The sequence below is a fragment of the Zhouia amylolytica genome, from assembly GCF_900116365.1.
GTDB classification, from domain to species: Bacteria; Bacteroidota; Bacteroidia; order Flavobacteriales; family Flavobacteriaceae; genus Zhouia; species Zhouia amylolytica.
This window is the reverse complement of record NZ_FPAG01000004.1, coordinates 127,162-140,629: the sequence shown is the minus strand read 5'-3', so window position 1 is coordinate 140,629 and position 13,468 is coordinate 127,162. Positions and strand designations below refer to the sequence as shown.

The following is a 13,468-nucleotide window of genomic DNA, read 5'->3' as shown; positions in this document are numbered from 1 at the left end:
ATTTCGACCACCTATTCTGGTGGATTCGGTAATAAATGCGGAATGACAATGGAAGGATTTTATGATTTAATTAAGTTAACATGTTCACAAATAGTGTTTCAGAAACGTTAATCTGCTTGTAACCAATGCATTTTATTCGTTATTTCATCCAACATTAATCAAAAAACGAACGGTTATTACCACCAACTATCCCCTTCTTAAGAAGATCTCCAGCGGAGGTATTTTACTATTCCTTTTGCTAAGCTGCTTTCAATTACAAGCGCAAGATTCGTTAATGACTGTTTTTGTTTACAAAAACGGTAAAGCTATTTCTGCATTTGAAATTGCTAATATCGATTCCAGAACTGAAGGGGTAATAACTGATGATTTTACTACAATAAAAGCTAAAACAGGAGACCGGCTGTTATTAGCATCTTCAAGTTTTGAGGAATATGTTTATGAAGTTACTTCAAGAGATGTATCGGCAGGTAAAATACAAATCGACATTGACAATGATATCATCGATCTTGAAGCGGTTACAGTCCATCAGACTGTCCGGAACTATCCTTTTATGAATAGTAAAAAAGCCATGACACCGACTGAACGGCGTTTATACGCTGCCAGTTATCAGAAGAAAAGCGCCTCTGAATATGCCGATGACTTTCTACAAAAAGGAATGGTTTTCGGCGCCGATCCGCTAATCAATATGATCTCAGGCCGTCGTAAACAACTTAAAAAAGAGCATGCCGCTTCACAAAAAGAAGGTACTGCTTCATTTTTAGAGAATGGATATACCCTTTATATTCTGGACATCCTTGAAGTTCCAAGCAGTCAGCTCGGCTTATTCATTTACTTTGTGGCAGAAAAAAACAAGCTCCTTTACAAAAACACCGACAAAAAACTTGTACAATCTTTACTCAGAAGCTACTACCTGGACTTTATTAAACTCAACACGGAAGAATAATCTTAGCGGGTTTTCAACCATCCAGTGACACTTAGGCGTTCGGAGGAATTAACACGCATAACTTCATGCTCAATACGCTGACTTTCAAAAATCACAACACGTCCCGGAAGTGGATAAAGCCTTTTTTCTACTTCACTTCCATTTTCATCCAAATACAACACCAATTCACCCCCGTTATTGTTATCCCAGTCCTGATCATTTAAATAACACACCACCGAAAGCACTCTGCGATCGTCGTTTTCAAACGTATCCAAATGTCTTTGATAGAAGGTCCCTTCGGGATATAAGGCATAGTGAAATTCTTTATGGAGAATCCCCATAAAGCATGTTCTGTTCAAATAGTTAACCAGGTTATTTATTTTATTAAAGAAAGTAGTTTCGGCTTCATTAGTTTCATTTTCATTCATCCAAAGAATAAAATCGCCGCGAATTTCCTTTTCAATCATTTCATTTGTTCGGTTTCCTATTGCCGATTTTTTAAATCTATCGGCTTCATATTTTTGCAATAGCGAATTGCGTAAGGAAACGACCTCTTCAGCAGAAAAGAAATTATCTACTACACTATAATGCCGATCAGATATATCAGCAATCACCTTCTCGAACAGCGGATTTTCAACGAAATCCAACTGCTCATATAGTTCGTTCACTTTGGTATAAGTATTTCAAAAAAGCGTACAAATATACGGCTACTTTCATTCATTTTCACGTTCGAAAATTTAAAAAATGAATGGTGTACTACTCCGATTTCACAAGTTCGTATTGGTAGGTTGGAAACTGTTCCCCATTTCCCTTTGTTAACCGAAGACTATTTTTTCCAAATTCATACGCATAAACCCCGTTAAGGATTAATCCCCAATCGAATTCAGCTGTCCATATATTCTTATCACTAAAAATCATGGTCTTCGATTTTTGTATGTAGGACCCACTCCCTCTCAAAGAAGAGCTATATTGATTCCCGCTGAATATTACTGTTACATCTTCCGTAAAAGTTTGCCCTTCCGGATCTGTTACTGTAAAGGTTCCCTGATAGGTTCCATTTATAATATCATCGCTATCATCATTCTCACAACCAATCATTGTACTCATAGTGAGCAGTAAGATCATTATTCTATAGAGTTTCATAGGTTTGCTTTTTATTTAATAGATGCTTTTTAATGATTTAGGTTGCGTGGTTGGCGGACCAATCCGCGAGCTACTTTCACATTATTAATTTGATTCCTTTAACCCTAACACGAAACCCGTATCTTTGCATTTTAAATAAGATTTAGTATGTCTAAAATTCGCATCACCAAACAATTTGATTTTGAAACCGGTCACGCACTTTATGGTTATGACGGTAAATGTCGCAACGTTCACGGTCATAGTTATAAACTTGCTGTTACGGTTATTGGTTCTCCTATCACTGACACGTCTCATGTAAAACTGGGGATGGTAATTGATTTTGGTGATTTAAAGAAGATCGTTAAGGAGGATATCGTGGATATTTTCGATCACGCCACCGTTTTTAATAAGAACACTCCTCATATTGAACTTGCCAAAGAACTTCAAGACAGAGGTCATAATGTGATTTTAGTAGACTATCAGCCTACCAGTGAAAATATGGTTATTGATTTTGCCCATAAGATCAGCGCAAGACTCCCTGAAAATATCAAATTACATTCCTTAAAACTTCAAGAAACAGAAACTTCATTTGCCGAATGGTATGCTAGCGACAACCTATAATGGCTGTTTGCATCTACAAATCTATCTAACGCAAATTTTGTTTTATATTTACAAGAAGAACTTAACAGAATGAATATTCCTGAAGGAAAGAAAATATATTTTGCTTCCGACAATCACCTCGGCGCTCCAACCCCGGCACAAAGTCTTCCAAGAGAAAAGAAATTTGTAAAGTGGCTCGATGAAATCAAGCACGATGCTGCGGCTGTTTTTTTATTGGGAGATCTTTTCGACTTTTGGTTTGAATACAAAACAGTGGTTCCAAAAGGTTTTACCCGCACCTTGGGAAAGCTTGCAGAACTTACCGATTCTGGAATTCCGGTATATTTCTTTGTAGGGAATCACGATCTGTGGATGGATGGGTATTTTGAAGAGGAGCTCAATATTCCGGTGTATCATCGACCACAGGAATTCACCTTTAACGGAACTACTTTTTTTATTGGCCATGGCGATGGTTTAGGACCGGGTGACAAAGGATATAAACGCATGAAAAAGGTTTTTACAAATCCGGTAGCCAAATGGTTTTTCAGATGGTTACACCCTGATCTCGGGGTTCGACTTGCCCAATACTTGTCAGTTAAAAACAAACTGATATCGGGTGATGAGGACGTTACCTTTTTAGGCGAAGACAACGAGTGGCTGGTACAGTATGCCAAACTTAAACAGGAAAGTAAACACCGAGATTATTATGTATTTGGTCACCGGCACCTTCCTATGGAGATAGACCTGGGAGATCATGCGAAGTATATTAATCTGGGGGACTGGATTACGCATTACACCTATGCCGTTTTCGACGGAAAACAACTGGAACGAAAAATATATGAAGGCTAAGGGCGCCTCAAATAAAGCATTTTATAAACGTAAAAGATATATTTTTCTTTTTCTCCTACTTATTGCCCTTGTGTTACCGCATATATTTATGACTTTCAGATCGTCGGACAGGGAAACAAGAGCCTATTTTAAAGAACTACACACCGACATTAAGATTGACTATTTCAAGTCGAAAGCTACTGACAGAGATATTAGGGTCGTTGCAACAGGCTTTGACAAAGATCAATCTGTGATCTTTATACACGGATCTCCCGGTTCAGGTAATGCTTTCTATCGCTACCTGAATAATGACAGCCTTCACCAGAAGGCCAATATTATTACTTACGATCGTCCGGGGTATGGATACTCAGGATTTGGTGACGCTGTTACGGAAATAACAACCCAAAGCGAAGTGGTTGCAGAGCTTATCGCTCAATACAATTTAACAAATGTGGTATTGGTTGGCCACTCTTATGGAGGAACCATCGCTGCTTATGCTCCATTACTTTCCAAAAATATTAAAGCTACGCTTCTTATTGCTCCGGCTTTAGATCCGGATTTGGAAAAATACTATTGGGCGGGAAATTTTACTCAATGGCAAATAACCCGGTGGCTCATTCCTACTTCCTGGAATGTCTCTGGAGATGAAAAATATTCTCATGCCGAAGCTTTAATTAAACATGTGAATGACTGGCAACTGGTTTCAGTACCGGTTTTAATGCTTCAAGGGGATCAAGATATGTTAGTCCCCTTTGAGAATCTGGAGTTCGCCGAATCACATTTCAATCCTGAATATTTTACCGGGAAAACCTTAAAAGGAGAAAACCATTTTACACCGTGGACCAAAGAAAAACTGGTTATAGAAAATATCCTGACATTGATGAATTAAGAAATATTATAACCTCCCTACAGCAGACATAAATCTTGGCCTAAACCATATATGTTTTTAAACGATTATTAGTGCACTAGGTTGTTTTTCGTGTGCTAACACCAGAATAAGTTCGTAACTTATTTATAGCATAGAAAATGAAGTTGATGAAATGGTTTATCTATACACTAGGCGGAATGTTCCTGTTTTTTTCTTGTTCATCAGATGATGAAGGCATCTCTCCAATCTCTGTAAATATAGAAGAAGGAATCTTAGGCACCTGGCATGTAGTTTGGGAGTGTAATAACCGAACTCACATATGGGAGTTCTATGATGATATGACTTTTAAAATCCAATTCATGAATGATACCAACCGTGGGACCTACAAACTATCTGATGACAATTTGGTTATGAGGGTTAATTTTAAGTCGGGTAAAAAAGGGCTTGACGAATATAAAATCATAATCCTGAATGAAGGACGGCTGAAATTGGATAATACGATTGCCTGGAGTATTGATTATGACTTTGTCAGGGCATGTAATTAAACTTTTTCAGATTTTGTAATTCCTGCTACCTATTGCCTTCACTGGTGCGTTCTCATATAATTGATATGTTCTGCATTCGTACCACAACACCCACCAAGTATTTTGACCCCATATACATGATTTAAGGTCAACATTTCTTTACCCCAATTGGAAATAGCGTCTGTATGTAATTTGGTTGCATTATTAAGATCACAATGATCGAGATCAGAAGCATTCCCCATGAATCCGATCAGTCTGTCAAAAACTTCTTTGGGTTGTTTATCGGCACATAAGAAGGATGGATGTGCACAATTGATAAAATATCCCAAAGGAGGTCTTTCAACCTCACTATCGATGTATTTTATGGCAGTATTGATATCGGTTTGATCAAGAATCCTTCCATCTCGAGCAATAACAAAACTAATGATGTAATTGATGTTTTTCTTTGAACACGCTTTGGCTATTCCGAGTGCTTCGGTAACATTAGGGATGGTTTCTGCAATCACAAATTGAGCCCCTCCTTTAACTAATTCTTCGATTTGCCATTCGTGGAATTCTTCTGCCTCTTCTGCTGATAACCCCTGGTCAGGCTGATAGCAATCATTCTTAGGCCCAATGGTACCTCCAATGACCAACTTATTCTCCAACAAAGGGTACTCCTGTTTAAGTGATTGCATGAATTTTACAGCATCCTGGTTTATTTCTACATTGACCCCGGATTTAAATACATTTTGCTTATTGGCTCTCCAGGTAGGGGTACAAACAACAAAAGGTGAAGCTGTTTTATTGGCTAAATCAATATAACTTTTAAAAACAGTCTTCATTTCAATAGATCCATGTTCATCATAAATGAGGGGGCTGTGGATCAGATCAGGATGAAAACACACCTTACCGGAGCGTCGGAGTGTCTCCACTACTCCTCCTTGCATAAGAATCAGCGAATTATCATTAATGATCGACTTTATTTGATCTTTAGACATAGCTTCTTTTTCATTATTTGAGTTACAAAGGTAACATAGAACGTAATAGTAAAGTACATTTCAGTCAGACTTTGAATGGTTTACCAAAAAAATTAAAAGTGGATTCTGCAACAAGTGCGGAATGACAAGGAAGATGATTTCGGCTACCCTTAGAGAAGATTCCGCAATAAATGCGGAATTACAATGGGGTGATTTTGACTGCGAGCTCCAATGGATTCCTTAATTAATATGGACAGGTTTGAACGCATCAACTTTATCTTATCAATTACTTGATACATATTTTCCCTTAAAGACCAACCCATTTACTTTGATATCTTTTATACCATTAGGGTTAATTTCAAAAGGGTTTTGATCCAGGATGGTAAAATTGGCAATCTTACCTTTTTGTATTGATCCTATTTCGTTCTCCAAATTCAAGGTACGAGCAGCATCTATTGTTATAGCTTTCATAGCATTAAAAACTGATATTTTTTGGTCTTGTGAAAATTTACTCCCTTGAGAAGACTCTCTATTTACGGCTGTCCAGGCAAGGGTTAAAGGCTCTACAGGTGCCATTGAAAAGTCTGAATGAAAAGAGAGTGGAATTTCACGATCTGTAAGCAGTTTGAGAGCTACGAGATTTTCGGCCCTTTTTTTTCCTAATCCATATTCTGAATATTTATCTGCCAATGCCCAAAGGTAATATGGATTCACCGAAGCCTCCATTCCTAATTCTTCCATTTCCCTAACCATATCTTCATCAAAATAACCCATATGGTGAAGTGTTAGACGGTGGTTTTCTCTTGGATTATCAGCCTGTTTCTTTTTCACCAAATCAATTACCATTTGTTGTCCCAAATCTCCATTTGCATGCACATGAATCTTATAACCATTATTCCAATACATCGTTAACTGTTCTTCAAACAATTCGAGTGGAGTCATCCACTCTCCGTCATGACCATCTAAATAACCTTCCTTCATCTGCATAAGTAGCGAGTATATAGCCCCGTCTGAAAATAACTTAACCTGTTTAGGTAATAAGTGAACTTTTTCCGTATTGTAATGCTCATTGGTACTTAGCGTCTCCATAAAAGTCATTGCCTCCTGGTTTCCTCCTTTCATTGTATAGAGCTGAGTTCCATTAGGTATTAAGTATACATCATAAGGAGGATTATTATCCATCTCTCTCATAAGCAACTCCATTTCCATGTCAAAATCAGAGCTAGGAAATCCTGGTTCTGCAATAGTTGTTATACCATTTTGAAGTAATAGCTCACTCATAACACTCAACCCTTTCAGGTACCCTTCGGGCTCTAACAGCACAGGAGCCATTTTAGGTACTAGTGCTAGCCATCCACCTTCATAAAAATGTCCCTTTTGCCAGTCAACTTGTGGGTTTCCTTTAAAGTCTTTTTCTTTAATGCCCAACATACTTATGGCTGCGTCGTTTAAATAAATCTCGTGAAATGATCTATGAATAATCCCTACTGGCTGATCTCCAGCTAAATTATTCAAAACTTCTCTTGACAGTTCACCATGCCAAAGTTGATGAAACCCCCATATAAAATACAGTTTATCAGGCTGTGCATTAGACTTTATGGATTCATTAATTCTTTCCAGATAGGCCTTCTGACCCTGTACGCCTTTCTTTATACCGGATGGCAACTTCCAATCATAAGGAGCAATAATTTCATTTTGAAGCATTATAGCTGCCAGCGATGGATGTAAGTGTGGCTCAATCAATCCTGGTATTAAGGTTTTACCCTTTAAATCAAAATCAACCGCCTTTGGATACTGCTTTATGGCTTCATTTTTAGTACCTGTAAAAAGTATTCTACCATTATCTTGAACCACAGCCTCTACATAATTAGCTTCATTCCCCTCCATTGTTATAATATCTCCATTATAATATATGGTTACGCTTGACAATCCATCTTCAAGAACACTCTTTTTGGCTTCGGTTTTGCACGACGCCATTATTAAAAATATAACCCATAAACAGAAGAGCGAATTACTTTTCATAAAGCATTTGATTTTATTAAAGAACAAACTACGATAAAATTCTTAACAGGATTCAAAACTACTTTTCATCATGCTGACTAACAACTAATTACAAACAAACACTAAGTTAATACATAAAACTTAAAACCAATATTAAATTAACATACAAGGATCTCATGAGGATTCCTTTTACAAAATGAACGTATTCATCTTGTTGATTTCAATTGTTAAATAATATACGTCTGTTATTCCCAAAAGTGGGGAGCTACTTTTTCAATAATTTTTTGAGGAGAACTTCCCGTTAGATTTGTAAGGAGAATAATGGTTAGCTTATCTTCCGGATACACAATTAAAGAAGCACGCCCACCTCCTATGGGTGCGATTGCCGGATGATTACTTCTCCTGATTACCGGCCAGCCATAGGCATATCCGTTCAAGACTTCTCCAAAACCTCCATATTGACCATTATTTAAAGGGACTGGTGTCCACATTTCACTCCTACTCTTTTCTGATATAAATTCACCCTTTTCAAGTGCTAATATCCACCTGGTGATGGCATCAGCAGTAGCAAAAGCACCTGTATCGGCCCAAACAATAGGTGAGAGGTCTTCTGATATTTCATTCAGTTCATCCACTTTAACATACTCCTTGGTTCGCTTGTCTTTTATATAATACATATACGTAGTGCTTTTATTTTTAACTACATCATAAGAACTTCCGAATACCACCTGATCACTAATACCAATTTTATCGAATTGATTCTTTTTTAAAAACTCTACATAGTCCATCTGTCCGAATCTCTCAATCAATTTTTGAATTAACAGGTAGTTGGTAGCGATGTAATTAAACTGCTCTCCCGGCTTTGATCGAATCGGTTTTTCCCGTACTAAATCCCATGCATATTCATCGCCTTTTCCTCCAATCAATCCGCCATTTTCAACATCTTCAATATCCGGTAATCCTGAAGTATGACTCAGAAGTTGCCTTACGGTAATTTTTTGCCAGGACAACGGGAGATCGTTCAAATAGCGAGAAACCGGATCAGACAAATTAATCTTACCCGCTTCTTTCAATTGCATAATAGCGGTTCCGGCAAAGATTTTCGCCAGTGAATTTATTGAAAAAATAGTCTGCTTGTCAACAGGTACTGAAAATGCCACATCAGCCTGCCCTATAGACTCGGATATCACCACCTCATTATTTTTAATAACCACAACAGCACATCCGGGTATTTTGGCTTTTTGAACTTCTTGTCTGAGCTCCTCAAGAAAATTCTGATTTTTGATTTGGGCTTTGGATACCTTCCCTATTAAAAATATAGCAACAACTATGGTCAAAATTAATGTTCTCATAGAAAGTTCCTTTTATAGGATTAACATTATATAGGTAGCGATTAATTCGCACGCAATTTGATTTGATTACACCTATAAGTTTTCATAATACAATTTTGCTGCCTCATTCATTTCATCGTCGATAGCAGCATCAAATTTAAATAGGTAAATCACCCATTTATCTTTTGGCTTGTAGTAATGAAATATGAATCGAATGGGTTGGCGATCAAACTTCACCATATAACTTAACAGCATATAACTGGTACCCAATAATTTTTCATTAAGCTTTTCGTATCCGTGATACTTCCCCACATAATCTTCATTTAATCCTTCTAACTGACTTTTTACATTGGTAATAGCATCGGTTGATCTTGACATCCATGGGTTGGTACTATACAATTGATCCAGGGCCATGGAGGCTCCTTTATTCTTATATGTTTCGAAAAAGTTAAAAGTTATTTCCTGTGGTGATTGTTGCGCAGTTGAAACGGAAACTGAAATAAAGAATAAAAACAATAAGATTATTTTTCTCATGGTAAGTTTGGTTTTAATGGGTTCTATTCAATTTGTGCTTGAAAGCTAATTATTACTTTCAGATATAAAATATACCTACAAATTTTGAGTTCGAAAATAGGGGAATTAACACTAAAAAGCAATATAGGAATCCAATATTACTATATCCCCTTATAAAGACGGATAAGTCTACAGCTACTAACTTCTACCGATATGGCATCAAACTTTTTAATGGGAAGATATACTTAATATGGACCTATGAATTGCATAACTAGCCTCTTCGTTAACAAAAACGAGGTTTGAGGGAGAGGAGGGGACGCATTTAAAAAGTCCGATTATTCATTAAATAGCACAGGCTTTTCTGCCTTGCTTACTTATACTCCAGATGGTTTTGAAAGTGTTTGATTATGAGTATTTAAGTTACTAATAATTTCTGATTGTTATTCGAATTGCGAGCACTATTTTGATGAAAGGAACATAATAACGGTTTAGGTTATGATTTTGACTCCACCTACTGTGGGTTTCGCAACAAGTGGGGAATGACAACTGGGGTGGCATCTTCTGATTCTAATTCCAATTCCTTTAGATTCCGCAACAAGTGCGGAATGACATTGACTGAGAATTGACAGTGGGGAGTGGATTCCGCAACAAGTGCGGAATGACAATTGGGGCGGAATTACAGGAAAATTGTGTAAAATGGCTTCCTTGCCTTGTTAAACTAAAACAGCGACGAAAAGCATTCTACTTTCCAGCCGCTGTCAGAAGATTAAATTACACCGAAAAAGTGTAACCAAACCTAACCCTTAGGTTTTTGAATCTTATTAATTACTGGTATTTATTAGTTTCCAAATAGCACCGTTTTTGGTCGTGTACTTTTCCAAAGTTCCATCTGCTGTCATTTCGTCCAATGTTTTTTGAGCTTCTTCTCTCGAAGTTTCGGTCAGTTCTGAAAACTCCTTAGCCGTTAGGGTAGGATATTCCAAAAATATAGCCTCCGGGCTTTTATCATACATCTGCTTTTTAGCGTTTGGCAGCAACTTCAGTATAGCGTTTTCATAAGCAGCGTATGGCCTGGAACCATATACCATTTCTGTTTTTCCATCACTGTTTTTAAAGAACATCGTTGGGAATCCGCGAACACCCATAGTTCTCCCCAGTTTCAAATCTTCTTTAAACAATAAGTTGGCTTTCCCTTCAAAATCAGCTTTAAACAGGACTATATCTAAGGCTACTCTTTTAGCTGCTTCCTCCAAATACGTCCACTTGGTAATGTTCTTTTTTTGTAAGAATACCATCTCTCTGATCTCGCGAAGGAACAGGAGTGCTTTTTCATTGTCTTGCATTTGTGCAGCTTTAAAAGCAATGGATGGTGGATACGAAGAATGCAAAGGATCTTCTAGCCATACATCACCATCAATAGGCATATCGTAGTACAAGCTTACCTCATCCCAATGACTTGCGACATCGGCAGGTTTACTAATTCCACCACTATTATAGCTCCAGTCCGGTAATAATCCTCCCATCCTGTATTCTATATCGACCACATTACCAAACTCCAGTTTTAATTTACGCAGCTGCGGTTCAATACCCCAACAGGAAGAACAAATTGGGTCTGTATAGTAAATGATCTTAACTGTTTTTTCAGGAGCTCTCAGCGTATTATAATTTTGCGTAGCTGAATCGTTAACAGGCATTTCGCACACCCCTGTCTGTGGATCGCATAATAACGGATTGTTATTGGTCTCGTTTTTCATACTATGTTTTTTTGACTGTCCATCACAAGCACTAAAGCTTAAAAAGCCTATTAGTAATACAACCAAAGCACTTTTCCCTTTCATATTTAGCTAGCAGCTTGTATCGTTTTTAAGTTGATTTTTTCGTAGGTATAATATGAAACTATCAGAAGTATCAGTGAAAATACTATAAACCCATAAGCGTGGTAGTCTTTCGCTATATGTGCAACAATAGCAGATACAATGTTAATAGCAAAACCTACATAGGCGAATATCTTAAAAGACTTAGGGGTAAAGGGAAGAATTAAAGCCAGAGCCCCTAACATCTTCGCTATGGCCAGTTGAATTCTAAAATAATCTTCCGGGAACCCCATAAAAACAAATGCATTTTTCATTTCTTCTGAAGTAAGGTAATTGAATGCACTAAACAACATAAAGGCCGAAAAAAGACCCGTGCTTATCCAAAATAGCGTTTTATATGTTTTCATAATTTTTATTGTAAAATCAAACTGTGCTTGTTTTAAACACCCTGAGGTTTCATCCCAAGGCTTTTTGTTTATTATACTGCTGCAAACATAAATTACTGCCTGTTTATTATTGCTATGGGTTTCCTTTTGGAAACCAGGTTCCTCTAGGAAACTGCCTGATGATTTAGTACTTTTGGCTACGATTTTATCAATGGAAATACATGAAAAAGAAACCGATAGTAAATTGTACTGAAATCTGTCAGGTAAGAATTCAAGCAATTAATGACGCCATGAGCGTATTATCAGGGAAATGGAAATTCCATATTTTGGGAACCCTAATAGAAGGGGACAAACTGGGATTTATGGATTTAATGAGGGAAATAGAAGGTATAGGAACCAAAATGCTCTCCAAAGAATTACAAGATCTGGAGATGAATCAGCTTATTACCCGAACAGTCATGAACACCAAGCCTGTAACGGTACAATACGCCATAACAAAGCATGGCAAAACGCTAGAGCCCATTATTAAGGAGCTTGCAAAATGGGGAGCTGCTTATCGCGATTCTATGACGGCTTCTTAATTCATTTATCCCTTCATCACGAAGTTCTTAAATGTTCTGTTATCGACTTTTATTCATGTGGATTCCGCAATAAATGCGGAATGACAAATGGATGACACTTTCTGGTTACAATTCTTCCTGCCATGGATTCCGCAACAGGTGCGGAATGACAATAAGAAGCTTTCATTTCCAATTTTAATAAAATCTGCAACATACTGAAGCAAGTTCAGCACAAGAATTCGGAATGACAGGGGTGATGATTTTGACCACCTAATCTAGTGGATTCCGTGACAAGCACGTAATGACATAGAGGTGGCAGGGTTAAGCAATTCAATAAAGAACTAAAAAAAACAGCTCATCAGCAAAGACTGATGAGCCTATTTACATTACTTTTTTAAGCTCTAATCGATTAGCTTTTCTTAGCTCCGTTTTTGATATCATAAATCACAAAATGCCAATTACTTCGAACTGGTTTTATTGAATATCCCGGATTCATCATAGTTTGTATTCTATCAGCCCAAATAATGACTTCAAATCCGTTTGCTGATTGATTTCTTGAGGCAATTGATGTAATAACATAATCAGGCCCGTCTTCTCCATAATTTTCAGCAGTGAGCTGAACAACATAATCATCATCATCCACCAATCCTGGTGGTAGGGTTACTGTGTAACCTATATCTCCCCCATTAAAAATATTACCAGGACTAATACTGGTTGAAATTGAAATTCCCGGGGTGGCTTTTAAGACTGTTCCATCGTCTCCGATCTTCCCCAATGCAATTGCTTTTAACATAACTAATGTTTTTAAAGATTAATAAATAAAATTGCTATGGGAAAACCTTGTAACTAATTTACAAACAAACACTTACAGGACGAAAGAATTAAATATTAAATGGCTGAAAGAGTGATTATTACCGATAAAAATATAATTCTTCCTTTCTCGAAGGACAGCATAGAATTCAACTTCTTCCGTAAATGGATTCCGCAACAAATGCGGAATGACACGGGGTGAATAAGGAGGGAGTTCTTGACTTCGAATG

At 37.3% G+C, this 13,468-nt stretch carries 16 protein-coding genes; 6 read left to right on the top strand and 10 right to left on the bottom strand.

Features of this window, described 5'->3' with window-relative positions:
* Positions 1–274 precede the first annotated feature (274 nt).
* The gene (locus BM361_RS07555) at positions 275–943 is read left to right on the top strand and encodes a hypothetical protein (RefSeq protein WP_074977994.1); all 669 of its coding nucleotides are present in this window, start codon (positions 275–277) and stop codon (positions 941–943) included.
* A gap of 2 nt (positions 944–945) precedes the next feature.
* Here the strand turns inward: BM361_RS07555 and BM361_RS07550 are convergent, their stop codons facing one another.
* The gene (locus BM361_RS07550) at positions 946–1,590 is read right to left on the bottom strand and encodes a 2OG-Fe(II) oxygenase (RefSeq protein WP_038267620.1); all 645 of its coding nucleotides are present in this window, start codon (positions 1,588–1,590) and stop codon (positions 946–948) included.
* An 88-nt stretch (positions 1,591–1,678) separates the two neighbouring features.
* A complete protein-coding gene (locus BM361_RS07545; protein ID WP_139226647.1) occupies positions 1,679–2,065 on the bottom strand; it encodes a hypothetical protein in 387 nt (128 codons plus the stop codon).
* A gap of 147 nt (positions 2,066–2,212) precedes the next feature.
* On the opposite strand from BM361_RS07545, the gene BM361_RS07540 reads away from it, so the two are divergent.
* The 4 genes from BM361_RS07540 to BM361_RS07525 all read left to right on the top strand — a co-directional run bounded on the left by BM361_RS07540 (position 2,213) and on the right by BM361_RS07525 (position 4,885).
* A complete protein-coding gene (locus BM361_RS07540; protein WP_038267626.1) occupies positions 2,213–2,665 on the top strand; it encodes a 6-pyruvoyl trahydropterin synthase family protein in 453 nt (150 codons plus the stop codon).
* A gap of 69 nt (positions 2,666–2,734) precedes the next feature.
* Positions 2,735–3,493: a UDP-2,3-diacylglucosamine diphosphatase gene (locus BM361_RS07535; RefSeq protein ID WP_074977991.1), complete on the top strand. Its 759-nt coding sequence runs from the start codon at positions 2,735–2,737 to the stop codon at positions 3,491–3,493.
* Positions 3,494–3,581: 88 nt separating this feature from the next.
* The gene (locus BM361_RS07530) at positions 3,582–4,361 is read left to right on the top strand and encodes an alpha/beta fold hydrolase (RefSeq protein WP_175496553.1); all 780 of its coding nucleotides are present in this window, start codon (positions 3,582–3,584) and stop codon (positions 4,359–4,361) included.
* Between the two features lie 146 nt (positions 4,362–4,507).
* On the top strand, positions 4,508–4,885 hold the full coding sequence (locus tag BM361_RS07525; protein ID WP_038267630.1) for a hypothetical protein: 378 nt from the start codon (positions 4,508–4,510) through the stop codon (positions 4,883–4,885).
* Between the two features lie 38 nt (positions 4,886–4,923).
* Here the strand turns inward: BM361_RS07525 and BM361_RS07520 are convergent, their stop codons facing one another.
* The 6 genes from BM361_RS07520 to BM361_RS07495 all read right to left on the bottom strand — a co-directional run bounded on the left by BM361_RS07520 (position 4,924) and on the right by BM361_RS07495 (position 11,889).
* Positions 4,924–5,844 carry a homocysteine S-methyltransferase family protein gene (locus tag BM361_RS07520; protein ID WP_074977988.1) on the bottom strand — a complete coding sequence of 307 codons (921 nt, stop codon included), beginning with the start codon at positions 5,842–5,844 and terminating at the stop codon, positions 4,924–4,926.
* 261 nt (positions 5,845–6,105) lie between these two features.
* On the bottom strand, positions 6,106–7,800 hold the full coding sequence (locus BM361_RS07515; protein ID WP_217643765.1) for an amidohydrolase: 1,695 nt from the start codon (positions 7,798–7,800) through the stop codon (positions 6,106–6,108).
* Positions 7,801–8,069: 269 nt separating this feature from the next.
* On the bottom strand, positions 8,070–9,176 hold the full coding sequence (locus tag BM361_RS07510) for a serine hydrolase domain-containing protein (RefSeq protein ID WP_074977985.1): 1,107 nt from the start codon (positions 9,174–9,176) through the stop codon (positions 8,070–8,072).
* Positions 9,177–9,248: 72 nt separating this feature from the next.
* Positions 9,249–9,689 (bottom strand): hypothetical protein, encoded by a 441-nt coding sequence (locus BM361_RS07505; RefSeq protein WP_038267637.1) that lies wholly within the window; start codon positions 9,687–9,689, stop codon positions 9,249–9,251.
* A gap of 800 nt (positions 9,690–10,489) precedes the next feature.
* Positions 10,490–11,422, bottom strand: a complete 933-nt coding sequence (locus BM361_RS07500; RefSeq protein ID WP_074978253.1) for a ClpXP adapter SpxH family protein — start codon at positions 11,420–11,422, stop codon at positions 10,490–10,492.
* A gap of 86 nt (positions 11,423–11,508) precedes the next feature.
* Positions 11,509–11,889, bottom strand: coding sequence for a DoxX family protein (locus BM361_RS07495; protein WP_074977984.1), 381 nt, complete (start codon positions 11,887–11,889; stop codon positions 11,509–11,511).
* Between the two features lie 200 nt (positions 11,890–12,089).
* Between BM361_RS07495 and BM361_RS07490 the strand changes: the two genes are divergently transcribed.
* Positions 12,090–12,449 carry a winged helix-turn-helix transcriptional regulator gene (locus BM361_RS07490; RefSeq protein ID WP_038267643.1) on the top strand — a complete coding sequence of 120 codons (360 nt, stop codon included), beginning with the start codon at positions 12,090–12,092 and terminating at the stop codon, positions 12,447–12,449.
* 49 nt (positions 12,450–12,498) lie between these two features.
* On the opposite strand, the gene BM361_RS16955 is transcribed toward BM361_RS07490, so the two are convergent.
* Complete coding sequence (locus tag BM361_RS16955; protein ID WP_175496552.1) at positions 12,499–12,642, bottom strand: hypothetical protein; 144 nt, start codon at positions 12,640–12,642, stop codon at positions 12,499–12,501.
* 195 nt (positions 12,643–12,837) lie between these two features.
* The gene (locus BM361_RS07485; protein WP_074977982.1) at positions 12,838–13,221 is read right to left on the bottom strand and encodes a hypothetical protein; all 384 of its coding nucleotides are present in this window, start codon (positions 13,219–13,221) and stop codon (positions 12,838–12,840) included.
* Positions 13,222–13,468: the final 247 nt, after the last annotated feature.